Origin of the sequence: Gordonia sp. NB41Y, from assembly GCF_030718915.1 — a bacterium.
Lineage (GTDB): Bacteria > Actinomycetota > Actinomycetes > Mycobacteriales > Mycobacteriaceae > Gordonia > Gordonia desulfuricans.
The window spans coordinates 4206700-4230268 of sequence record NZ_CP132196.1; the positions used below are offsets into that span (position 1 = coordinate 4206700).

Sequence of the window (23569 nt, forward strand, 5' to 3'; positions counted from 1 at the left end):
GACATGACCCTGACCACCGATCAAGCACACGATCCCGTCAAGCGCCGGCCACCCGGCTTCACCCCGATGTCGCTGCGGCGCCGGGTCACCGACAAGTCCGTGTCGGTGCTGGTGGTGCTGGCCCTGGTCGTCGCCCTCGTCCCGCTGGTATGGCTCATCGTGACGCTCGTCGCCCGCGGTATCGGCCCCATCCTCGACGTCGACTGGTGGACCCTGCCCGAGCGCAAGGGCGGTGCCGCCAACGCCATCGTCGGCACCATCGTGCAGACCGCACTGGCCGCGGTGATCTCGATCCCGCTGGGTATCTTCGTCGCGATCTACCTGGTGGAGTACAGCAACGGGAAGTCGTTCCTCGCCCGGTTCACCACCTTCATGGTGGACATCCTCTCCGGTGTCCCGTCGATCGTCGCCGCCCTGTTCGTCTACGCGGTCTGGCGGACCACCCTGGGCCTGCCCCGGATGGGCTTCCTGGTCGCGATCGCGCTGGTGCTGCTGATGGTCCCGCTGGTCGTGCGCTCCACCGAGGAGATGCTCAAGATCGTTCCGCAGGACCTGAGAGAGGCGTCCTACGCGCTGGGTATCCCCAAGTGGAAGACCATCGCGCGGATCGTGTTGCCCACCGCGATGTCGGGCATCATCACCGGCGTCATGCTGGCCATCGCCCGCGTGATGGGTGAATCGGCCCCGGTGCTGATCCTCGTCGGCGCGACCCGGGCGATGAACTGGGACCCGTTTGCGGGCAACCAGCAGTCGCTGCCGCTGATGATGGTGCAGCAGTACAACAACGGCCCCGGTGCCTTCGACCAGGTCTGGGGCGGTGCACTGACCCTGGTGATCCTGGTGGCGATCGTGTACTTCGGCGCCAAGGTGGTCAGCCGCTTCACCGGACCACGCGGCTAGCCGCACCGACACCTCCCGAACCAGATCTTCCCAGAACGGACTTCACGGAACTCCCATGGCCAAGCGACTCGACATCAAGAACCTCAACATCTACTACGGCAACTTCCACGCGGTGAAGGAGGTCAGCCTGGAGGTCCCGCCGCGCTGCATCACCGCCTTCATCGGACCGTCGGGCTGTGGCAAGTCGACGGTGCTGCGCACCCTCAACCGCATGCACGAGGTCACCCCGGGCGCCTACGCGACCGGCACCGTGCTGCTCGACGGTGAGGACGTCTACGGCAAGGGCGTCGACCCGGTGAGCGTGCGGGCGACCATCGGCATGGTGTTCCAGCGCCCCAACCCGTTCCCCACCATGTCGATCCGCGACAACGTCGTCGCCGGCCTCAAGCTGCAGGGCGTGCGCAACAAGTCCCAGCTCGACGAGGTCGCCGAGCGCAGCCTGCGCGGCGCCAACCTGTGGGACGAGGTCAAGGACCGTCTGGACAAGCCGGGTGGCGGTCTCTCCGGTGGTCAGCAGCAGCGTCTGTGCATCGCCCGCGCGATCGCGGTCTCGCCCGACGTGCTCCTGATGGACGAGCCCTGCTCGGCACTCGACCCGATCTCGACCCTGGCGATCGAGGACCTGATGGGCGAGCTCAAGAAGGAGTACACGATCGTCATCGTGACCCACAACATGCAGCAGGCCGCCCGCGTCAGCGACCAGACCGCGTTCTTCAACCTCGAGGCCGTCGGCCAGCCCGGCCAGCTCGTGGAGATCAACGACACCGAGACCATGTTCTCCAATCCGACCAAGAAGGAGACCGAGGACTACATCTCGGGTCGCTTCGGCTAGGCGGCACCACCGGGTCCACCCCGGTCACCGCATGACAGACGCCCCGGTCGCCACAAGCGGCCGGGGCGTCGTCGTATGCAGATGTCGTGTGCAGATGTCGTAGGGGAGGGTGAGCCGGGAGGGGCTCACATGTTGAGGTACAAGATCACCAGGAGCGCCAACAGCGACGCGATGGCGCCGGTGTAGATGATGATCTGACGTGCACGCGGGTGCGACGGTTCGTCGTCGGACTCGGCATTGAAATCCGGTTCGCTCGGATAATGGACGCCCATGCCGGTAACACTAACGGCTCCGCCCGCCCGGATGCACGTCCATGGTGTTCCGGTGGGGCGAAGCCGTCAGTGGGGTGAGGCGTGTGACCTGGATCAGGCGTTGAGCTGCTCGGGGGTCTTGCCGGTGGCCTGGAAGACCACCCGGCGGCCGATCAGCACCGCATGGTCGGCGAACCGCTCGTAGTAGCGGCCGAGGAGGGTGATGTCGACCGCTGCGGCCACACCGTGCTTCCAGTCGCGATCCATCAGCACGGTGAACAGGTGACGGTGGAGGTCGTCCATCGCGTCGTCGTCCTCTTCGAGGCGGATCGCGGAGGCGGGGTCCTGGGTGTCGAGGGCCTCGCGGGCGTTCTCGGCCAGCTGGACCGCGAGGCGACCCATCTCGGCGAAGTAGCCGGCGACCTCCTCGGGGAGGGCCTTCGCGGGATGGCGGCGGCGGGCGACCTTCGCGACGTGCAGCGCCAGCGCCCCCATCCGGTCGACGTCGGCGACGATCTGCAGGGCACTGACCACACCGCGGAGATCACCCGCGACGGGTGCCTGTAGGGCCAGCAGACCGAAGGCCTGTTCCTCGGCCCGCCCGGTCAGATCGTTCATCCGCTCGTTCTCGGAGATCACGTCCTCGGCGATGGCGAGATCTGCCTGCAGAAGTGATTGGGTGGCGCGGGACATTGCCGAGCCGGCGAGGTCGCACATCTCACCGAGGATCACGTTGAGTGAGTGCAGCTGTTCCTGATAAGCGGTGCGCATGGACCAAGGTTACTGCCATCGGGGGAACAACCCGGCCGCCCACGTGGTGAACACACCGTGAACGCTCGCCGTCGAGTCCGGGGCAGCACCGGTCCACCCGCCGCCGACCAGGGCTTTCGCGCCTCAGGAGCAGGTGGTGTCCCCGGCGTTGGTGACGGCGAGGTCATTGGGGAGACTGCCACTGTTGGACGCCTGCGGCAACTGCTCGACCGACAGGGTGGTGCCCACCGAGGGGGCCGACCCCACCGATCCGTCGAAGTCGCTGCCGAGGATCACCTCGACGCCGGACCGCACGGTGCGGTCGAGCTGGACGTTCGCACCCGGGAACATCTCGGCCAGGGTCGCCGCCGAGTCCAGCTCGCCGACACCGTATCGGATGACCGTGTCGGTGCGGTTCTCGGAGGCGTCGGCCACGCCGCGGACGTCGAAGCCCTGGGCGCTGAGCTGGTCGGAGACCTCGCTGGCGGCACCGGTGCGCCCGGTGCCGTTGAGCACCCGCACACCCACGTTGCCCGGGTTCTGTGCGGTGGCCGAGGCCCGGCTCGGAGTGGTGGCGGTGACGGTCGGCGAGCTGGGTCCGGCCGAGGACGTCGTCGAGGTCTTGCGCTTCTGCTCACCCGGCAACGGCTGGTCGTCGATGATCGCGTTGAAGATCGCGTCGACGTCGTCGGTGCGCGGGATCTCGTTGTTCTCGCCGTCGGTGGACGTCCCCGAGGTGGGGATGGTCAGGAATGTGACCCGGCCGGCGTCGATGCCCTGCATCGATTCGGCGAGCTGGATCAACGAGTTGGTGTCGACGTTGTCGACGTAGCTGTACTCGATGAACGTCTTGATGATCGAGTTGAGTTTCGCCGGGTTGGACAGCACATTGCCCGACAGCGTGGCGCGCAGCAGCGACGACATGAACAGCTGCTGGCGTTTGATGCGGCCGTAGTCGCCGTTGCCCTCGGTGGACACCGTGCGTGCCCGCACATAGTTCAGGGCGCGTCGTCCGGTCAGTTTCTGTGTGCCCGGCTTCTTCAGGATGGTGCCGAGCTCGTAGTCGTACATCGGGGCGGTCGAGCATACCTCGACGCCGCCGACCGCGTTGACGACCTTCTCGAAGCCGTAGAAGTCCATCGCGATGAAGTGGTTGATGTTCAGACCGCTCATCTGGGTGATCACCCGCACCAGACACTGCGGGCCGCCGAGCGCGTAGACGCTGTTCAGCTTGACGTGGGTCTCGGCGGGCAGGGTCTCGCCGTAGGTGCCGTTCGCGTTGTCCCACTGCTGGCATTCGGGGCGGTCGACCTGCAGGTCACGCGGGAACGACACGGCCACGACGCGGCTGCGGTCGGCCGGGATGTTCACCAGGATGACGGTGTCCGAGCGCGCGCCGTCGGCGTCGGCGGTGGTGCCCGCACCGACCTTGGAGTTGTTGCCCGCACGGGTGTCGGTGCCGACGATCAGATAGTTCTCGTCGCCGTACTGCGCATCCTTGTTGCGGATGTTGGTGTCGTCGGGGTCGACGGCCATGATCGTGTGCCAGTTGCCGTTGGTCGACTTGAGGAAACCCCAGACGAAGCCGGTGCCGACGAGGGCGAGGACGCAGGCCACCGACACCAGGATGCGGCCGGTGACCGTGGCCGACCGGGCCAGCGACCGGTCCGCGGAACGCCCGGCCACACGCCGGGGCCGGCCGCGGGCGATCTCGGTGAGGTCGGGGGTGCGCTGCAGCGGTTCGGGTTCGCCGACCGTGGGGGTACCGGCCGCGGCGGAGGTATCGGCGGACGGAGCGTCGGTGGGGGCATCGGCGCGAGAGGTATCGGCGCGGGGGATGTCGGGCGGGACCGGGACGAAACCGGTCGGTACGTCGTCGGCGCCCGCGGTGTCGGCACCGCCGGTGGAGGTGGGGGGCTGGGCACCCGGGCCGTTCGGGACCGCGGCACCCGGCGGGGCGACATGGCTGCCCTGTGCCCGGGACTCCTCGATCGCGCGGCGGGTGGTCGCCCGGTCGGACAGGTCCACACCGGGTTCGGCACCGGCGTCCACCGGCGGGATCTTCTGGGTGACGTCGTTGCCGACGGGTATCCCGGTGCCGAACTGCCGGCTCGGGTCGTCGACGTGGCGTGGAGCCGGTGACCGGTGATCCGGGATCGGTGCCGGGGGAGTCTGGGATACCGGGGGCGTCTGGGATACCGGGGGAGTCTGGGGTACCGAAGGAGTCTGGGGGCGCGGCGGCCGGTTGCGGCGGCCGCGGGTGGTGGGGATCGCCTGGGTGGGGGACTCGTCCGGTGCGGAGGGGGCGGTGCCGGCCTCGGGCTCGGCCGCGTTCATCTGCTCCATCAGCTCGCGGACGGTCAGCCGGGTCCGGCCGCGGACGAAGCGGTCGGCCGACCGGGGTTCGCGGAGACGGTCGGCGGCAGGCATCTCGCCGGTGGGTGGGGCGGCATACCTCGACGAATCGTCGGACCCGCCCCGGGAGTGCTCGCGGCGGGCGGCGCGGGCGTCGTCGCCCGCGTCATCACCCGACCCGCGGCGGCGCGGTTTCGGCGTCCAACGACTCACTGTGAAAGATCCTCATTCCCTCTGCCGGTGTGCTCCCGCTGCGTCGGGGAGAAACGCTGCGGCACCTCACGATGACGGCCCCTGCCATGGCAAGGGCCTTGCGTCATCATACTGATCGCCCGGCGGCCACGACGGTCACCGAAGCCGCCAGGGCCCTCACCGGCCTCCGGCCTGCGCAGATCAGCCGCCCGAGTGCATCACTTCGGCACCCTCGGGGACGACGTCCTCGTACGGATCGTCGAGCCATCCCTCGGGCAGTGCGACCTTCGCCGGGGTGCCCTGCCGGCCGCGGGGGCCGTGTCCGTCCTCGGGGAACGGGGCGTCGGCGGGCAGCGTCGACAACAGTTCGCGCAGCTCGTCGAGATTCTTGACCAGCGACAGCCGCGAGCGCAGATCCGAGCCGGCCGGGAAGCCGCGGAGATACCACGCGACGTGCTTGCGGATCTCCCGGCATCCCTTGTCCTCGCCGTGGTGATCGGCGAGCAGCTCGGCGTGCCGGATGATGATCTTCGACACCTCGCCGAGGTTCGGCGCCGCCGGTGCGGGCAGGCCACCCAGCTCGGCGGCGAGTTCGGCGAACAGCCACGGGCGTCCGAGGCAGCCGCGGCCGATCACCACGCCGTCGCATCCGGTCCGAGCCATCATCCGGACCGCGTCGGCGGGCTCGAAGATGTCACCGTTACCGAGCACCGGGACGTCGGTCACATGCTCCTTGAGCCGGGCGATCTCGTCCCAATCGGCCTCGCCCGAATATCGCTGCGACGCGGTACGGGCATGCAGCGCAACGGCTTTCGCGCCTTCCTCGGCGGCGATACGGCCGGCGTCGAGGTGGGTGCGGTGCTCGTCGTCGATGCCGATGCGGAACTTCACGGTCACCGGGATGTCGGTGCCCTCGGTGGCCCGCACCGCCGCGGCGACGATCTTGCGGAACAGGGTGCGCTTGTAGGGGATCGCCGAGCCGCCGCCCTTGCGGGTGACCTTGGGCACCGGGCAGCCGAAGTTCATGTCGATGTGGTCGGCGAGCCCCTCGTCGACGATCATCTTGGCGGCCTCGTAGGTGTAGCGCGGGTCGACGGTGTAGAGCTGCATCGACCGCGGGTTCTCGTCCGGGCCGAATGCGGTCATGTGCATCGTCACCGGGTGGCGCTCGACCAGCGCACGGGCGGTGACCATCTCACAGACGTAGAGGCCCGACACGGTGCCGGTCCGGGCGAGCTCCAGCTCGCGGCACAGGGTGCGGAAGGCGATATTGGTGACCCCGGCCATCGGCGCCAGGACCACCGGACTGGCCAGTTCGATCGACCCGATCCGCAACGGTGCGCGTCGTCGGGCAGACGACAGCGCACCGGCGCCCTCGTCAGAACTCGAGGGTGCCGGCGCGGTCAGGGGTGCTGTGGTACTCAGGATGCCTGCTGCTCCCGCTTCTTGGCCTCGCGGGCGAGCGAACGGTCGCGCATCTCCTCGAAGCGGACGGTGTCCTTCTCGAGCTGCTCGAGGAAGGCCGCGAGCTCCTCGCGGGTCTTCTCGCCCTCGGCGGAGAAGTCCTCGCGCTCGAAGACGTTCCACTTGCGCAGAACCGGCTGGATGACCTCTTCGAGGTGCTGACGCAGGTCGTAGATCCCGTGCTTGGCCATCAGCACGCCGTTGCGACGGAAGTTGGGCATACCGGCGCCGGGCATCTGGAAGTTGGTGACGATGTCGGTGACCGCGCGCAGCGTCTGATCCGGGGAGATGTCCATGCCCGCACCGCAGATGTTGCGGTAGAAGATCATGTGCAGGTTCTCGTCGGCCGCGATGCGCTGCAGCATCTTGTCGGCGATCGGGTCGTTGCAGGCCTTGCCGGTGTTGCGGTGGCTGACGCGGGTGGCCAGCTCCTGGAAGGTGACATAGGCGACCGAGTGCAGCAGGCCGAGTTCGTCGGCGTGCTCCTCGAGCTCGTCGGCGCGCCCGGCGGCGGCCAGCATCGGGTCGTAGCCGTTGGTCATGTGGATCATGCGGGCCTCTTCGAGGGCGACCGGGTCCACGCCGCGGGTCACCACCAGGTAGTCACGCATGACGATGCCGTGGCGGTTCTCCTCGGCGGTCCAGCGACCGACCCAGTGGCCCCACGCGGAGTCCATCGAGAAGTTGTCGGCGATCACCCGGTGGTACGAGGGCAGGTTGTCCTCGGTGAGCAGGTTGGTGACCATCGCGGCCTTGGCGACCTCGTCGAGTCGGGACTGCTCGGGGTCCCAGTCGTCGCCGCCCAGTGCGGCGAAGTTGCGGCCCTCGTCCCAGGGCACGTAGTCGTGCGGGTTCCAGTCGCGGGCGATCTTGAGGTGCCGGTTCACGTTCTCCTCTGCAACCGGAGCGAGTTCCTGCAGGAGCTCCAGCTGTGTCAGTTCACGTGCCATTGATTTCCTCCGAACGGTGTTCGTGCGTGAAAGCCGGTCTTCGGCAGACCGCACGTCAAATGATCAGTGGTCAAGGTTACGGCACTTCGGAGATCAACCCAAGCCCGTACCTACGCAGTCGTAACCTGGCCCGCCGGCGTTACGTCGGCCGGGCCGGCCACCATCGTGCTCCGGCGGATGGGGCCCCGTCCACATCCGTCGGACTACTCACAGCCGATCCGCAGCCGGTCGGCCAGAGGCGAAAGCCGGGCCGATCCGGCGCATCCATCGAGCTGCGCTGTCGTCGAGGGTACCGAGGTCGGCGGCCTTTTCGCACCACCGCATCGCGGCGTGCCCGAACTCCATCGGGTTGTAGACGTCTTCTTCGCAGGACCAGAGACCGTCACCGGCATAGGTGAGGATGGTGATGTTCGTCGCAGTGATGTGGGTGCCGTCCCCGGGATCGCGCATCGGGTTGTCCACCTCGCAGATCACCCGGCCGGTCGGGGCGTCGACGACGTGCCACAGCGCCGGGAACCCGGTCATGTGGCTGCCGGGGAAGGCGGTCATGGTGCGCCAGATCCACTCCCGGATCTCCTCGCGGCCGTGCATGGTGCCCAGGGCGTGCTCGATGTACTCCGCATCCGGGGTGAACAACTCGGCGAAACGATCCCAGTCGCGGGTGTCGCCGATCTCGGCGACCGTCTTCTGGAAGTCGGCGAAGGCGTCGTGGAGTTCGGTCGCGGTGAAGGTGGTGGACACGTGTCCACGCTAGGGGAGTGGGACCGATCGCCGTGGCCGATCGCGAATTCTCCGGCGATCCGACGGCGCATCCGGCCCGGTGGAGAGCAGAATGGACAACGGGGTGGGCGTGGTGCCGACCCGGGTGGGTCGGGGTGACACCCATGGGTGAGCAGAACGAGGTGGCAAGATGCAGCGGTTGAGTGGCCTGGATGCGTCATTTCTGTACATGGAGACCAGGTCGCAGCTGATGCATGTGGTCGGGATCATGGAACTCGACACGTCCACGATGTCCGGCGGGTACTCCTTCGTTCGGATGCGGACGCAGATCGCCCACCGGGTGGCCGGGATGCCGATGCTGCGTCGCAAACTCGACAACTCCGCACTGAACATCGACCACCCCGTGTGGATCGAGGACGACGACTTCGACATCGAACGGCATGTGCACCGGGTGGCGATGCCCGCGCCGGGCGGCAAGGCCGAACTCGCCGAACTGTGCGGCCATCTGGCCGGGCAGACCCTCGACCGGGGCAAACCGCTGTGGGAGCTGTGGATCATCGAGGGCAGCGCCGACGGCCGGATCGCGGCCATGCTGCGGATGCACCACGCCGGCGTCGACGGCGTGACCACCGCCGACGTCCTCGCCCAGCTGTGCACCCTCAGTCCCGACGAGCCGGACCCCGACCCCGACCGGCTGATGCAGACCGCCGGCGGTTCCAACCGCACCGCAATGGTGCTGCGGGGTGCGGTCAACTACTTCGTGCAGCGGCCGATCTCGATGGCCAAGCTGCTCCCCACCACCGCCGCGGTCCCGTTCGAGTGGCTCCGGCGGTCACGGTCGAAGACCAGCATGCCGGTGCCGTTCGCCGCCCCGCGCACCGTGTTCAACGGCCCGATCTCCCCGCACCGGGCGATCGCGACCACCCAGCTCTCCCTCGCCGACGTCAAACGGGTGAAGAACCGGTTCGGTGTCAAGATCAACGACGTCGTGCTCGCCATGGTCGGCGGTGCGCTGCGCGACTACCTCGACTCCCATCAGGACCTGCCCGACCGGCCGCTCGTCGCGCTGGTCCCGGTGTCGGTGCACGGCGCCGACGAGAGCGGCCTGGTGGTCAACGGCACCAACAAGGTGACCGGCATGTTCACCGAACTGCCCTCCGACATCGCCGATCCGGTCGAACGGCTGGAGAAGGCCGGTGAGCTCTCCCGGCGCGCCAAGGAACACCACGCCGACATCGACCCCAACATCCTGCGGGCGTGGGCGCAGTTCGCGCCCGGGATGACGTTGTCGACGCTGATGAAGTTCTACGGCGACCGGAAACTGTCGATGAACCATCCGCCGGTCTACAACGTCACCGTGTCCAATGTGGCCGGACCGGACTTCCCGCTGTACTTCTGCGGCGCCCGGATCGCGGCGATCTACCCGCTGGGCCCGATCTTCCACGGGCTGGCCCTCAACATCACCGTGTTCTCGGTGGACGGTCACCTCAACGTCGGCATCCTGACCTGCCCGGATGAGGTGCCCGACGTCGAGGAGATCGCCGCCGCCTTCGACCGCCAGCTCAAGGAACTCATCGAGGCGTGCGACGACTGAGCGTGTGACGGTGTCGTCGCGGTGGTGGTGTCGTCGGGCGGTGGTGTCGTCGCGGTGGTGACCGCGTGGCGTGCCCTGGGCACTAGGCTTTGACCCGTGTCTGTCTACGACCATGGATTCGTGCGGGTCAGCGGTGCCGTACCCGTCGTGCGCATCGCCGATCCGCGTGCCAACGCCGAGGCGACGATCGAGCTGATGCGGCGAGCCGCCGCCGACGGCGCGGCGCTCATCGTCTTCCCCGAACTGGGCCTGTGCGGCTACAGCATCGACGACCTCGTCCAGCAGGATGCGCTGCTCGACGGCTGTCTGGAGGCCCTCGCCGCGGTGGTCGAGGCGAGTCGCGGGATCCGGTCGGTGGTGGCGGTCGGGCTACCGCTGGTGGTCGGTGACGGTCTGTTCAACACCGCGGTCGCGATCCAGGACGGCGTGATCCTCGGCGTGGTGCCCAAGTCGTATCTGCCGAATTACCGCGAGTTCTACGAGCAGCGGTACTTCGCGGCCGCACGTGACGCCACCGTCGACACCTGTGTGGTTCTGGGGCAACGGGTCCCGTTCGGCCCGGATCTGCTGTTCACCGCCGCCGACCTACCCGGGTTCGTCCTGCACCTGGAGGTCTGCGAGGACGGCTGGGTGCCGATCCCGCCGAGTGTGCCGGCGGCGCTGGGCGGGGCCACGGTGCTGGCCAACCTGTCCGGCAGCCCGGTCACCGTCGGCAAGGAGGCCTACCGACTGTCGTTGTGCAGCAGCCATTCCGCGCGCTGCGTCGCCGCTCATCTCTACGTCGCCGCCGGTTTCGGCGAGTCCACCACCGATCTCGCCTGGGACGGCGACGCGCTGATCACCGAGAACGGGTCGCTGCTGGCCCGCAGTGAACGATTCGCGATGGACTCCCAGATCATCAGCGCCGACGTCGACCTCGACCGGCTCCGGCAGGAGCGGATGCGGATGATCAGCCTGCGCGATCAGGCCGGTGACCTCTCCGCCGAGCTGAAGTCGTTGCGGCGCATCGAGTTCGCCTTCGACGGGCGCGACACCGCAGCCGTCGAATCCGCCGAACCGGGATTCGCTCACGCCGACAGCCTGCGCCGTACGGTGCCGCGGTTCCCGTTCGTGCCCAGCGGGCTCGCCGACCGCGACGAGCGATGTGCCGAGGTCGGGCACATCCAGGTCCAGGGTCTGGCCGCCCGGTTGCGGTCCACCGGTCTCGACAAGATCGTGATCGGGGTGTCGGGGGGACTGGACTCCACCCTCGCGCTGCTGGTCGCGGTGGACACCTTCGACCGACTGGGCCTGCCGCGCACCAACATCCTGGCCTACACCATGCCGGGGTTCGCCACCGGTGGTGCGACCCTGGCCCGTGCCCACGTGCTGATGGACACGCTCGGGGTGAGTGGGGCCGAGCTCGACATCCGGCCGTCGTGTGAGCAGATGCTGGCCGATCTCGGGCACCCGTACTCGCGGGGCGAGAAGGTCTTCGACGTGACCTTCGAGAACGTGCAGGCCGGTGAGCGCACCTCGCACCTGTTCCGGCTGGCCAACCACCACGGCGGGATCGTGCTCGGTACCGGTGACCTGTCCGAGCTCGCGCTCGGATGGTGCACCTACGGTGTCGGCGACCAGATGTCGCACTACAATGTCAACTCGTCGGTACCGAAAACCCTTGTCCAGCATCAGATCCGCTGGATGATCTCGACCGGTACCTATGCGTCGGAGACCACGGCGGCGCTGGTGGAGATCCTCGAGGACGTGATCAGCCCCGAGCTGATCCCGCCGGGGGAGGACGGGGCGGTCCAGTCCACCGAGGACACCGTCGGGCCGTACGAGTTGCACGACTTCTTCCTCTATCACCTGACGCGCTACGGCAACCGGCCGTCCAAGATCGCCTACCTCGCACAGCAGACGTGGGGTCCGCGGTCGCGGGGGTTGCCGTGGGATTCCGAGGCCGTCGAGTCCCGCAACAGCTACGACGACGACACCATCGAGCACTGGCTGGGGGTGTTCCTCAAGCGGTTCATGGGCAACCAGTTCAAGCGCACCGCGATGCCCAACGGCCCCAAGATCGGGTCGGGCGGCTCCTTGTCGCCGCGCGGTGACTGGCGGTCGCCGTCGGATGCGTCGGCGCGTGCCTGGCTGGATCAGTTGCGCAGTATGGAGTGAGAACCCGCTAGAGTCCCAGATCTTTCGCGATGATCGTCTTCATCACCTCGCTGGTGCCACCGTAGATCCGGGAGACGCGGGTGTCGGCGTAGAGTCGGGCGATCGGGAACTCGGTGATGTAGCCGTAGCCGCCGTGGAGTTGCAGGCATTTGTCGATGACGCGGCCTGCGGTGTCGGTGGCGAAGAGCTTGGCGCGTGCGGCATCCGGCACGCTGAGTTCGCCCGCGTTGTGCAGGGTGAGGGCGCGGTCGACGAACTGCTGGACGGCCTCGACCTCGGCGGAGCATTCCGCGAGGACGAATTTGGTGTTCTGGAACGACGCCACCGGCCTGCCGAACACGTCGCGTTCGCGTGTGTAGGCGAGGGCGTGCTGCAGGGCGGCGGCTGCGGTCGCGGCGGCGCCGATCGCGATGGTCAGCCGTTCCTGGGCGAGGTTGTGGGTGAGGTAGGTGAAGCCCGCTCCCTCGTCGCCGAGGCGGTCGGTCACCGGTACCCGCACCGAACTGAACGAGAGTTCGGCGGTGTCGGAGGCCTTGAGGCCGATCTTCTCCAGTCGCCGGCCCACGCTGAATCCCTCGGAGGTGGTGTCCACCACCAGGATCGAGAGTCCGGCGCGCCGGTCGGCGGGGTCGAAGGGGGAGGTGCGGCAGACCACGAGGATGCGGTCGGCGAGTGCACCGCCGGTGATGAAGGTCTTCGCACCGTCGAGGACGTAGTGGCTGCCGTCGTCGTCGAGCCGGGCGGTGGTGGCGATGTTGGCCAGATCCGATCCGGTGCCGGGCTCGGTCATCGCGATGGCGAACATGAGGTCACCGGAACAGAATCCGGGAATCCACCGCTGTTTCTGCTCGTCGGTGGCGTACTCCATCAGGTACGGCAGGATCAGGTTGGCGTGTACCGAGTAGCTGCCGAAGGTCACCCCGGCCCGGGCGCATTCTTCGCTGATCACCATCGAATAGGTGAAGTCCGAGGCCCCGCCACCCCCGAACTCCTCGGGTGCCTCGATGCCGAGGACGCCGAGTTCGCCGAGCTTGTTGTAGAACTCGCGCGGCGGGTGGCCCTGCTTCTCCCACTCGTGGTGGACCGGTTCCACCTCCTTGGCGATGAAGTCGCGGACGGTGGCGCGAAAGGCCTCATGATCGGTGTTGAACACGGTGCGCTGCATCGGTTGTCGTCTCCCCCTGGTGAGTGATGTGGATCGGCCGCGGTGGGTACTCGCCGGTCCCGTGCGATGCACCCACCATGCCCCGCGTCGGGGGGGTGCCTGGTACCGCAGTTCGGCTAACGGTGCCTTAGGAACAGGCAATGTGTGGGCGGATCACCGGGCACTATAGGTCGTGGCTATGTCTGTATGAGCATCAAACTCCTTGAGATCGCCGCCGCTTCATGGTCGATTCGATGGCAGTGGCGACCGGCGCCGCCGGAACCCACCCGCACCCGAGATCGCCTGTACCCGAGATCGCCGATACCCGAGGAAGTCGTGACATGACAGATGCAGTGATCGTGGACGCAGTCCGCACCCCGATCGGACGCCGTGGGGGTGCGCTCTCCGGAATCCACCCGGCCGATCTGTCGGCGCATGTGCTCGAGGCGCTGGCTGCCCGTACCGGTGTCGATCCGGCAGTCGTCGACGACGTGATGTGGGGTTGCGTGAGCCAGAGCGGTGAGCAGGCGGGCAACATCGCCCGCACCGCGGTGCTCGCCGCGGGCTGGCCGCAGTCGGTTCCGGGTACCACCGTCACCCGTGCTTGCGGATCGAGTCAGCAGACGCTGGCGATGGCTGCTGCCGCGGTGATCTCCGGCCAGCTCGACATCGTCGTGGCCGGTGGCGTGGAGTCGATGTCCCGGGTTCCGATGGGCAGTGCCGCGCCGAACGGGGAGAGCCAGCCGGCGACGGTGCTCGACCGCTTCGGCGTCGATCGGTTCAGTCAGGGGATCGGTGCGGAGATGGTCGCCCGCCGTTGGGATCTGGACCGTACCCGGGTGGACGAGTACTCGTTGCGGTCGCATGAGCTGGCGGCGGCCGCAGCCGATTCCGGTGCCTTCGATGCACAACTCGCCACCCTGCCCGGTGTTCTCGAGGGTGACGAGGGTATCCGTCGTGGCGGCACCCTGGAGTCGTTGGGCAAGCTCAAGACGGTATTCGACGAGAACGGTGTGATCCATGCGGGCAATGCCTCACAGATCTCCGATGGCGCCGGCGCGCTGCTGGTGATGTCGAGTGAGACGGCTGCGGCGCACGGGCTCACCCCGATTGCACGGGTGCACACCACCGTGGTCGCCGCCGACGATCCGGTCATCATGCTGACCGGCCCGATCCCGGCCACCGCCAAGGCCTTGGCCCGTTCGGGTCTGACGATCGACGAGATCGGTGCGTTCGAGGTCAACGAGGCCTTCGCGCCGGTTCCCCTGGCCTGGCAGATCGAGACCGGTGCCGCGGACAAGGCGCTGAATCCGCTCGGCGGGGCGATCGCCGTCGGCCATCCGCTGGGTGGTTCCGGTGCCATCCTCGCGACCCGCCTGATCCATCACATGCGCGACAACGGAATCCGCTACGGCCTGCAGACCATGTGCGAGGCAGGAGGAATGGCCAACGCGACCATCTTCGAGTTGGTCGGCTGACGCGTGAACCCGGCCGCTGGCCGCTGATGGCTTCGCGATGCCCAGTACCGGCGCAATCATCAACTGCCCGTTGATGGTTGAGCCGATGAGGAGCGTAGCGACGAGGCGTGTCGAAACCTCCGCCGGCCGATGTCGCCAAGGTGACCACCTCTGAGGTGGTCACCGTCCGACGTCGGCTGCGGAGATTTCGACTCGGGTCCTCGCGATGCTCGGTCCCGGCTCAATCACCAACAGGGCCCCTCGCTCAATCAGCAAGCAGCGGTTGGTGGTTGAGCCGATGAGGAGCGAAGCGACGAGACGTGTCGAAACCTCAGACGGCCGAACTCGCCGACGTGACCACCTCCGAGGTGGTCACCACCCAACGCACGCTGCGGAGATTTCGACACGGGTCCTCGCTCCGCTCGGTCCCGGCTCAATCACCAACAGGGCTCCTCGCTCAATCAGCAAGCAGCCGTTGATGGTTGAGCCGACGAGGAGCGCAGCGACAAGTCGTGTCGAAACCTTCGCCGGCCGATGTCGCCAAGGTGACCACCTCCGACGTGCTCGCCACCCGACGCAAGCTGCGGAGATTTCGACTCGGGTCCTCGCTCCGCTCGGTCCCGGCTCAATCACCAACAGGGCTCCTCGCTCAATCAGCAAGCAGCCGTTGATGGTTGAGCCGACGAGGAGCGCAGCGACGAGACGTGTCGAAACCTCAGACAGCCGAACTCGCCAACCCGACCACCTCCGACGTGCTCACCACCCGACGTCGGCTACGGAGATTTCGACACGGGTCCTCGCTACGCTCGGTCCCGGCTCAATCATCGTAGAAGGCGCGCTCAATTAGCCACGCTCCGTTGATGGTTGAGCCGACGAGGAGCGAAGCGACAAGTCGTGTCGAAACCTCCGCCGGCCGAACTCGCCAACGCAACCAACGGAGGCTCCGACACACCACTATCTCTATGAAGTTCTCAAAGAACACAAGCTCAATCAAGACTCAGGCAGCATTCGGTAGTTCGTCGGCAAACCGCCTGTTGTACGCCGGAATCGGACGACGACGCCGATCCACTACCTCGGGTGGGATCAACCATGGATGAGCATCCGGACCCATGTAGACGTCCCATCCGTTGTGATGCACATCGGCATGACATGACGCACACAACAAACAGGCTCTTCCTAATTCAGAGTGCGCGCAGGCTTTCTGCGAGTTGGCCGGAGTGGATGAGCGACCGCAAGATGTAGTGGGTGAGGTTACGGAACCCGAGGGCGATGCCGCGCAGATGCTCGAGGCGCCCGTTGATGGCTTCGACTGGGCCGTTGGAGGCGCCGGTGTCGAAGTAGGCGAGGATCTCGGCCCGTCGTGACCACAACGAACGCCCGAGTTGGGCCAGCTCTGATAGTCCGGCGGGCACGCCGGTCTTGATCTTCTTGAGCAGCTTGTACATTGCGATCTTGCTGTCCCGCTTGGTGGGTTGCTCGTAGGCATCGATCAACTCCTGGTAGATCGCGTAGGTGACCGCAACGGCCACGTGCTCCTCGCGGGCATCGAGGCCGCCGCGCAGCCGAGTCTTCTGCTTGTCGGTGAGCAACCCGATCCGGGTCAACAAGGTGCGACGGATGCCGTAGAGCGGATCCCCGGATCGACCGCGATGCCCGCACGTATCTTGTTGCACGCGTTGACGACACAAGGTCAATTTCTCCGCTGCCAGATGCACGACGTGGAAGGGGTCCATCACCACACGCGCCTTGTCGAGGGCTTCGGCAGTGGCGGTGCGATACCCGGTGAACCCGTCCATCGTGACCACCCGAATCCGGTCGCGGAACCCCTGATCCCGCGCGCCGAGCCAGTCTTTGAGCGCGGCTTTGGAGCGGCCGGCGACCATATCCAGCAACCGGGCCGGGCCGGTTCCATCCACGATCGGGGTGAGATCGACCAGGACGGTCACGAAATTCGGATCACCCTTGCCGCGAACGTGTTTCCACTTGTGCTCATCGACCCCGAGGACCCGCACACCGGCCAACCGGGCCGGTGCAGCAGCCAGCTTCTTGACCGCGGCCAGGGCGAGGGTGTTGACGGTGTTCCAGCTCAACCCGACCGCAGCCGCGACGGCCTTCACACTCATCTTGTCGCTGATCATCGCTCGCATGATCCAGGTGGTGGTGCGGCGGGTGACCTGCGCCCTCGGCGCCACGATGGCGCTGATGTCGGCACGAAACACCGACGTCGTGCAGTCGGTGGTGGCACACACATAGCGCGGCACCGACAGGTGCAGCCGGGTCGGATGCCCGACGATGGGCAGATCGGCGACCTCACGGTCGACATGATCACGCAGCCGACCCGCCTGCCCGCACGTCGGGCAGGTGTTCTTCGGGTCCAGGAGCTGGCAAAACAAGTGGGTACGGTCCTCGCCGTCGATGGCGGCATCGGTGATCGTGACGCCGAGTTCGATCGTGCGGCAAATCGTGTCGGCAATAGCGCTACGCTGCGTCATGGGTCCTGTTGGTGTTCGGATTGGGTGTGTGAGAGCTTTCATCTTCACACCACAGGACCCGCCACGAGCCCAGCGGCTCACCACCGAATCGGACCTACATCTAGTGGACTCGCACACCCATTCGGGCACTCTCAATCAGGAAGAGCCAACAAACAGCCGTTCGCCAGGTCGGTGGCACCACCATCCGACCAATGCGCGATGTGATGGGCCTGAGTGCGCGATGCCGGGGCACCACACTTGATACAACACCGATCCCGCTCGAACAGGGCACGCCGCTGCGAAGCGGTGAACAACCGTTTCGAGCGTCCCATGTCCAGCGGGACGCGTTCGCCGTCGACGATGGTCATGACCACCACACCGTCACAGCTCGTTTCCAACAAGGTGTTGTGGGTGATCGACCCACCGAACGCCAATTCCGACTTGTCCGGTTTATCCGCGGGGACCGACAGGTTGATCAGCGCCGCAGGTAGAGCGGTGACGGACCGTTCCCCTGCACCAGCGGCCATATCGAGCACCATCTCCAACGCATCAGCCCGACGTCGAGGCGCTTCACGCGGGTCCTTCGAACCATCCGGTTGCGGGACCGGCGCCGACAGCTTCTCGATCGCCGTCGCCAACTTCTCACCCACGACCACATCCAGACTCCCGGAGACAGCGACCCGGCCGTCATCGGTCCGCCCGATATCGAGGGCATTCAGGTTGCGGTCCTCTTTCGCTGGACGTCCACCCTCGGCGTCATCAGCATGATGGTCACCAAGCTGATGCGCTCGCGCCATCACCTCAGCAGGCTTCGCACCGGACAACACCTGCGCCAACAGATCGCCTTCGAACTCGGCCCAGGTTTCGGCGGTCGGGGGTTCGCCGGCGCGCAAGCCGATCTGGTTGAGTCCGCGCACGATCGCGTCGACGTGTTCACCGGAGATCGCCCCGTCGGCAGCATGTTTCAGTGTGCGTTCCACGACTGCTGAGGTGCCGATCCGCTGCATCCGCGCAGCGACGGCGGGCGCGAGCCCCATCTCTATCAATAACGCGATCGGTTTGTGCCCGTGATTCTGTGCGACCTCCAGCCGGTCGAGACTCCCGGCGCCGGCGGCGGTGAGCGAGTCGACGAGGTTGCGTATGGTGACCAGTTTCCGCATGTTCGTGAAGACGATCTGCCCGGTCTGATCGTCGTCGAAACGACAATTGGTGAGTATGTCGATCACGGTGTCCAGCTCCCCCTGCATGTGTTCCATTGTAGCGAACGTATAGGCGATGATTACTCGAATTGGCAAGCAGAACAGTATTTGTGGATAGGTTGTGAAAGCTGTTCACCCTGGGGTTTCGGGTTCACCTGTGGGGTTGTTGGGGACATTGTTGGCTGCGGAGATTTCGACTCGGGTCCTCGCCCTTCCGGCTCGGTCCCGGCTCATCGCTCCTATGTCAAGCGGCTGCTCGTGGAACCAGGATTTCGGTGTGTGAGCGGGCAGCGTGATCGGTGACCAGACGATGAAAAATTGTGCGTACGAGTCGCCGTTTCAGGCAACGCATCGCCTCACGAGACTTCTTACCCTCGGCACGTTTCTTCGCGTAATAGGCATGCCCGAGACTGTCAGGCATACGAGACTGGGTCAACGCAATCCGATGGACCGCCGCATTGAGTTGCCTATTCCCCGAACGCGTCAACCGATGCCTACCCGCCGACTTACCCGACCACACCGGTACCGGAGCGATCCCAGCATGCCGAGCGAACTGAGCCTCGGTACCGAAACGCGAAATACCGGCAGACTCGCCAAGCAACTTCGCCGCACTGAGGATCCCGCAACCAGGCAACGCCACCGCCGCCGTAACTAACGCCGACAGCTGCTTGTACACCTCGTTGATCTCCACGGTCAACGCCGCGATCGCAGCCACCTCCTTGATCGCCAACAGCACATCGACAGCGCCGCGGTCACAGGTCTGCAACCAGGCTGCGAGGAGTTTCTGATGCTTCGCCCGGTTCAAACCCCCCTTCTTCACTTCGTGTTCGGGATCGATCGCATGCACCCGCCACAACACCCGATTGATCTTCGAAGTCCGTTCGTGGACAAGCGATTCCCGATAATCGGTGAGTGCTTTCACTGTGTAGCTGACCTCGTCGTGTGAGGCGATCGGGAGGTTGGGTTCACGGGCAGCGGCCCGGGCGACGGCCAGAGCATCGATCGGATCGGACTTACCTGGTTGGCGGCCGGTCTTGCGGTGTTCGGCCATCAGATGCGGGGCGACCCGCACCACTTTTTGGTTCGCGGTCAGCAGGTCACGTTCGAGGAGCGCCGACATATTGCGGCAGTCCTCGATCGCCCACACCAGGTCGGTACCGAACGTGGCGTGGGCCCACCGCAGAGCGGTCTGGTGACCGGTCGTGGTGGCGGGCACGGTCACGGTGCCCAGTTGTCTGCCGGCGGTATCGACCGCGACGAATGTGTGTGAGCGCTTTTGTACATCGGCGCCAACGATGATCATGGAAGATGCCTTCCTGTCGAACGGAATGGTGACAGTCGGGCCGGCCGGTAGGACATATCTCAGTGGGGGCGGTTGCCACGCTCCTATCAAGTCACATCCGGTCGGTCCGTCCACCCGGGCATCGGCAGAATGAGCCGTGACCAATCCCCAACAGGTGTCGGGAATGGTCAACCAGCAACAGAGCCAGATGCCCGGTGGACTGAACACAACCACCAACTTGGTGGCTCCACAAGAGTGACACTGAAATCAGCAACGGGATCGCGGCTCAATCAGATACTCGCCGTTGATGGTTGAGCCGATGAGGAGCGTAGCGACGAGGCGTGTCGAAACCTCCGGCGGCCGGGCTCGCTGAGGTGACCATCTCTGAGGTGGTCACCACTCAACGTTGGCTGCGGAGATTTCGACTCGGGTCCTCGCGATGCTCGGTCCCGGCTCAATCTGATCCATCCCGGAGTTTCCGGAGACTGTGTCTCACGGAAGGATGGATGCCATGGCATCAGGAACGAAGCGGTACCCGGCTGATTTGAAGCGGGACGCGGTGGACATGGTGGCCCAGTTGGTGGCCGACGGGTCGACGGAGTGGGCGGCAATGAACAAGACCGCCGGCCTACTCGGGATCGGGTCGGCGGAGACGGTACGCAAATGGGTCCGCAACGTCCCCGAAGCAGCCGCTGCGGTGTCGGAGGCAGCGGTCGACGGTGATGAGGTCAGACGCCTGCGGAAGGAGAACGCGGAACTCAAACGCGCCAACGGGATCTTGAAGGCGGCAGCCAGTTTCTTCGCGGCCGAGATCGACCGGCCACACCGCTGATCGTGGAGTTCATCGCCGCTCACCAGGGCAACCGGGTGGGCGGCGATGGTCTTGTCTGGGGAGTCGATCCGATGTGCCGAGTGCTCACCGAGCACGGTCTGCCCATCGCCCCACCCACATACTACGAGCACGTCAACAAGCAGCCCACTGCACGTATGGTCGCCGATGCGCAGGTCATCGACGCGATCTACTCACTCCGGAAGGAGCAGCAGCTCTACCAGGTTCTCGGCTCGCGGAAGATGTGGAGTAAGTTGCGCAGCAACGGAATTGACGTCGCCCGCTGCACCGTCGAGCGCCTCATGCGGGAGATGGGGTGGCACGGCGCGTTGAAGAAGAAGAGCCCGCACACCACCCGCCCCAACCATGACCACGAGCGGCCGGAAGACCTGGTCGATCGCCGGTTCTGGGCGGCGGAACCGAACCGCTTATGGGTGGCCGATTTCACCTACTGCCGTATCGCGACGGGGTGGGCGTACACGGCGTTCGTCACCGATGTGTTCGCCCGCAAGATCGTCGGCTGGAAGGTCGCCTCACAGATGACGACGGACCTGGTCACCGCCGCCATCGATAACGCTACCGCGGCCCGAATGCGTTCTGGCGTAACGGATCTGGACGGTTTGACCCATCACAACGACGCTGGCTCGCAGTATACGGCGCTCGCGTTCACCGAGCGCCTCGCCGAGGCCGGGATCGCCGCTTCAGTCGGAAGTGTTGGAGACAGCTACGACAACGCTCTGGCCGAATCGGTGAACTCCGACTACAAGAACGAGCTCGTCGACAACCAGCCCCGGTTCCCCGGGGTCACCGAACTGTCACTGGCGACCGCGCAATGGGTCGCGTTCTACAACCAGGAACGGCCGCACACCTACTGCGACGACCTGACCCCAGACGAGGCTGAACAGTTCCACTACGATCACAGACGTGCCCTCAGACCGGAGGAAGCACTCACAAGATGAGGTCTCCGGAAACGCCGGGATGGTTCAATCATCAACGCCCAGTGGGTGGTTGAGCCGATGAGGAGCGTAGCGACGAGGCGTGTCGAAACCTCAGACGGCCGACGTCGCCAACGCAGCCACTTCGGAGGTGGTCACTTCCCGACGCAGGCTGCGGAGATTTCGACTCGGGTCCTCGCGATGCTCGGTCCCGGCTCAATCATCGTAGAAGGCGCGGCTCATCATCAATGGGCCAGTGGAGAGGACTGTTCAGTCGGTGGTGACGCGGCGTGCGATGTCGGCGAAGGCCTGGCCGGCGAGGGAGAGGGTGCCGGGGTCGAAGACGAGGGCGAAGGTGCGGGCGAAGCGCGGATTGACCGGGCGGACGACGGCGCGGTCGGCGACGGCCTCGGCCACCCGACGCTCGGCCAGTGTGCCGCCGATTCCGGCCAGTACCATGGGGATTCGCTCCTCACGGTGATCGGACACCACGGCGAGGGGGAAGCGTACCCCGGCCTCGCGGATCGCACTCGCGATCTCCTCGGCGACCGATCCGCCGCGGGGCACGATGATCATCGGTATCAGCGGGAGGTCGGCGAGGCCCACCGGCCCGGGCGGCAGGTCGGTTCCGGGTGGGTAGACCAGCCAGAACTCCTGCTCGCCGAGCACGACCACGTCGAGATCGTCACCGACGGTGGGTAGATGGGTGATCACGAACTCGCAGCGGCCCTCCTCGAGCATGGTCATCGCCTGTGATTCCTCGCGCAGCTCCCCGAGACGGACTGTGGCCGAGGGGTTCTCGGTGCGGAAGGTGGTGATCAAGTCGGTCACGACGCCACCGCTGACGAACGGGGAGGCCAGCACGTCCACCCGGCCGGTCAGCTCACCGCCCTCCGCCGACAACGCATCGTCGACGGCGGCGATGTCGCGCATGATCTGACGTGACGAGCCCACCAGTGCACGTCCGGCCGAACTGGGCACCATGCCGCGGCCGATCCGATGGAACAGCGGCACCCCGAGTTCGCGTTCGAGGGCCCGAAGCGCCTGGGACACCGTGGGCTGGGTGACGCCCAGGGCGGCCGAGGCGCCGCCGATGCCGCCGTGTTCGACGACGGCCAAGAAGTACTCGATCTGTCGGAGTTCCACGCCTCACCAGTCCCGGCCGTCGAGTGCGGAGACGTCCGGCGCCCCGCAGTGGGCGCGGGCGACCGCGATGAATGCGGCGGCCGCCGGCGACGGCTGACCCGAGCGCGTGACCAGTCCGTAGTCGCGGCGCAGTGGTGGGTCGAGCTCGACGATCGTGGCGTGCGGCAGGGTCTCGGCGGCGATGGGGCGGGGCAGGACGGTGGCACCGACACCTCGCGACACGAGTTCCCACGTCGCCGCCGGGTGGGCGCAGTCGACCACCACGTTGCGGGCGTCCTCGGCGACGAGATCGGCGATCATCGCCGCGGTCGGCTGATCGGAATGATCGACCACCAACGGGATGGCGCGGACCGCGGCGCGCGGCAGGATCGTCGTGGAACGGTCGGGCAGCAGTGCGGGATCGGTGGCGAGCACCATCTCCTGCGTCCCCAGCGGGAGGGCGACGAAGCTGGCGTGGTCGGCGTCGGAGTCGATCAGCCCGAGCTCGGCCTCACCGTGACGCAGGGCGGCGAGGATGCCGGCGGGGCCGTCGGCGGAGACGACCCGGACGACGACGTCGGCGAACTGCTGCCGGAACGCCCGGACCATGCCGACGAGGGGATCAATGGCGAGTGTGGAGTTGGTGACGATGTCGACTCGCCCGGAACGCAGTTCGCGGACCCGGGCGACCCGGTCCTTGGCGCGGTCGACGTCGGCGAGGATGCGCCGGGCGGCCACCTCGAGCCGACGCCCCGCATCGGTGAGCTCGAGCCGGCGGCCACTGCGGTCGAACAGGGTGACGCCCAGACGTTTCTCGAGGGTCCGGATGGCCTGCGACAGCGACGGTTGCGAGATGTAGAGGGCCTGTGCCGCCTTCGTGATCCCGCCGTGGTCGATGACCGCGACGAAGTAGGCGGTCAGATGCAGGTCCACCTGCTCATCCTAGAAAGGAATCCGTCCCG

The 23569-nt window shown here is 66.5% G+C and carries 18 protein-coding genes and 1 pseudogene; 6 read left to right on the top strand and 13 right to left on the bottom strand.

What is annotated here, in order from left to right; genetic code table 11:
- The first annotated feature begins 3 nt into the window (after positions 1 to 3).
- The gene (gene pstA / locus Q9K23_RS18250; RefSeq protein WP_020791563.1) at positions 4 to 900 is read left to right on the top strand and encodes a phosphate ABC transporter permease PstA; all 897 of its coding nucleotides are present in this window, start codon (positions 4 to 6) and stop codon (positions 898 to 900) included.
- Positions 901 to 955: 55 nt separating this feature from the next.
- Positions 956 to 1732: a phosphate ABC transporter ATP-binding protein PstB gene (pstB, locus tag Q9K23_RS18255; RefSeq protein WP_020791566.1), complete on the top strand. Its 777-nt coding sequence runs from the start codon at positions 956 to 958 to the stop codon at positions 1730 to 1732.
- Positions 1733 to 1857: 125 nt separating this feature from the next.
- Here the strand turns inward: pstB and Q9K23_RS18260 are convergent, their stop codons facing one another.
- The 6 genes from Q9K23_RS18260 to Q9K23_RS18285 form a co-directional block, all read right to left on the bottom strand.
- Positions 1858 to 2004 carry a hypothetical protein gene (locus Q9K23_RS18260; protein WP_020791564.1) on the bottom strand — a complete coding sequence of 49 codons (147 nt, stop codon included), beginning with the start codon at positions 2002 to 2004 and terminating at the stop codon, positions 1858 to 1860.
- A 93-nt stretch (positions 2005 to 2097) separates the two neighbouring features.
- Positions 2098 to 2754, bottom strand: a complete 657-nt coding sequence (gene phoU, locus Q9K23_RS18265; protein ID WP_020791567.1) for a phosphate signaling complex protein PhoU — start codon at positions 2752 to 2754, stop codon at positions 2098 to 2100.
- A 123-nt stretch (positions 2755 to 2877) separates the two neighbouring features.
- Entirely contained in the window at positions 2878 to 5301 is a 2424-nt protein-coding gene (locus tag Q9K23_RS18270) for an LCP family protein (protein WP_305950228.1), read from the bottom strand.
- A 180-nt stretch (positions 5302 to 5481) separates the two neighbouring features.
- The gene (gene dusB / locus Q9K23_RS18275) at positions 5482 to 6642 is read right to left on the bottom strand and encodes a tRNA dihydrouridine synthase DusB (protein WP_261978059.1); all 1161 of its coding nucleotides are present in this window, start codon (positions 6640 to 6642) and stop codon (positions 5482 to 5484) included.
- Positions 6643 to 6701: 59 nt separating this feature from the next.
- Positions 6702 to 7694, bottom strand: a complete 993-nt coding sequence (locus Q9K23_RS18280) for an acyl-ACP desaturase (RefSeq protein WP_020794158.1) — start codon at positions 7692 to 7694, stop codon at positions 6702 to 6704.
- 207 nt (positions 7695 to 7901) lie between these two features.
- Positions 7902 to 8435 (bottom strand): nuclear transport factor 2 family protein, encoded by a 534-nt coding sequence (locus Q9K23_RS18285; RefSeq protein ID WP_020794157.1) that lies wholly within the window; start codon positions 8433 to 8435, stop codon positions 7902 to 7904.
- A gap of 169 nt (positions 8436 to 8604) precedes the next feature.
- On the opposite strand from Q9K23_RS18285, the gene Q9K23_RS18290 reads away from it, so the two are divergent.
- Together Q9K23_RS18290 and Q9K23_RS18295 are read left to right on the top strand one after the other, a co-directional pair.
- Complete coding sequence (locus Q9K23_RS18290; RefSeq protein WP_053778267.1) at positions 8605 to 10008, top strand: wax ester/triacylglycerol synthase family O-acyltransferase; 1404 nt, start codon at positions 8605 to 8607, stop codon at positions 10006 to 10008.
- Positions 10009 to 10104: 96 nt separating this feature from the next.
- Complete coding sequence (locus Q9K23_RS18295; RefSeq protein WP_020793078.1) at positions 10105 to 12165, top strand: NAD(+) synthase; 2061 nt, start codon at positions 10105 to 10107, stop codon at positions 12163 to 12165.
- Positions 12166 to 12172: 7 nt separating this feature from the next.
- Here the strand turns inward: Q9K23_RS18295 and Q9K23_RS18300 are convergent, their stop codons facing one another.
- Positions 12173 to 13330 carry an acyl-CoA dehydrogenase family protein gene (locus Q9K23_RS18300; RefSeq protein WP_053778268.1) on the bottom strand — a complete coding sequence of 386 codons (1158 nt, stop codon included), beginning with the start codon at positions 13328 to 13330 and terminating at the stop codon, positions 12173 to 12175.
- 320 nt (positions 13331 to 13650) lie between these two features.
- On the opposite strand from Q9K23_RS18300, the gene Q9K23_RS18305 reads away from it, so the two are divergent.
- On the top strand, positions 13651 to 14787 hold the full coding sequence (locus tag Q9K23_RS18305) for a thiolase family protein (protein WP_053778269.1): 1137 nt from the start codon (positions 13651 to 13653) through the stop codon (positions 14785 to 14787).
- Between the two features lie 976 nt (positions 14788 to 15763).
- Here Q9K23_RS18305 and Q9K23_RS18310 read toward each other — a convergent pair.
- The 4 genes and pseudogenes from Q9K23_RS18310 to Q9K23_RS18325 all read right to left on the bottom strand — a co-directional run.
- Positions 15764 to 15952: pseudogene (locus Q9K23_RS18310) on the bottom strand (HNH endonuclease); the annotation flags it as partial.
- Entirely contained in the window at positions 15948 to 17258 is a 1311-nt protein-coding gene (locus tag Q9K23_RS18315) for an ISL3 family transposase (protein WP_305950137.1), read from the bottom strand. The pseudogene Q9K23_RS18310 and the gene Q9K23_RS18315, both read right to left, overlap by 5 nt.
- Positions 17259 to 17389: 131 nt before the next feature.
- Positions 17390 to 18484 (bottom strand): HNH endonuclease signature motif containing protein, encoded by a 1095-nt coding sequence (locus Q9K23_RS18320; RefSeq protein WP_160319637.1) that lies wholly within the window; start codon positions 18482 to 18484, stop codon positions 17390 to 17392.
- A gap of 196 nt (positions 18485 to 18680) precedes the next feature.
- Positions 18681 to 19739 (bottom strand): IS110 family transposase, encoded by a 1059-nt coding sequence (locus Q9K23_RS18325; RefSeq protein ID WP_053778617.1) that lies wholly within the window; start codon positions 19737 to 19739, stop codon positions 18681 to 18683.
- Positions 19740 to 20229: 490 nt separating this feature from the next.
- On the opposite strand from Q9K23_RS18325, the gene Q9K23_RS18330 reads away from it, so the two are divergent.
- A protein-coding gene (locus Q9K23_RS18330) for an IS3 family transposase (RefSeq protein WP_305950557.1) occupies positions 20230 to 21506 on the top strand; the annotation gives its coding sequence in 2 pieces (ribosomal slippage) (positions 20230 to 20512 and positions 20512 to 21506; 1278 coding nt in all).
- Positions 21507 to 21752: 246 nt separating this feature from the next.
- Here Q9K23_RS18330 and Q9K23_RS18335 read toward each other — a convergent pair.
- Complete coding sequence (locus tag Q9K23_RS18335) at positions 21753 to 22628, bottom strand: LysR family transcriptional regulator (protein WP_053778818.1); 876 nt, start codon at positions 22626 to 22628, stop codon at positions 21753 to 21755.
- 3 nt (positions 22629 to 22631) lie between these two features.
- Positions 22632 to 23540, bottom strand: a complete 909-nt coding sequence (locus Q9K23_RS18340; protein WP_053778817.1) for a LysR family transcriptional regulator — start codon at positions 23538 to 23540, stop codon at positions 22632 to 22634.
- Positions 23541 to 23569 lie beyond the last annotated feature (29 nt).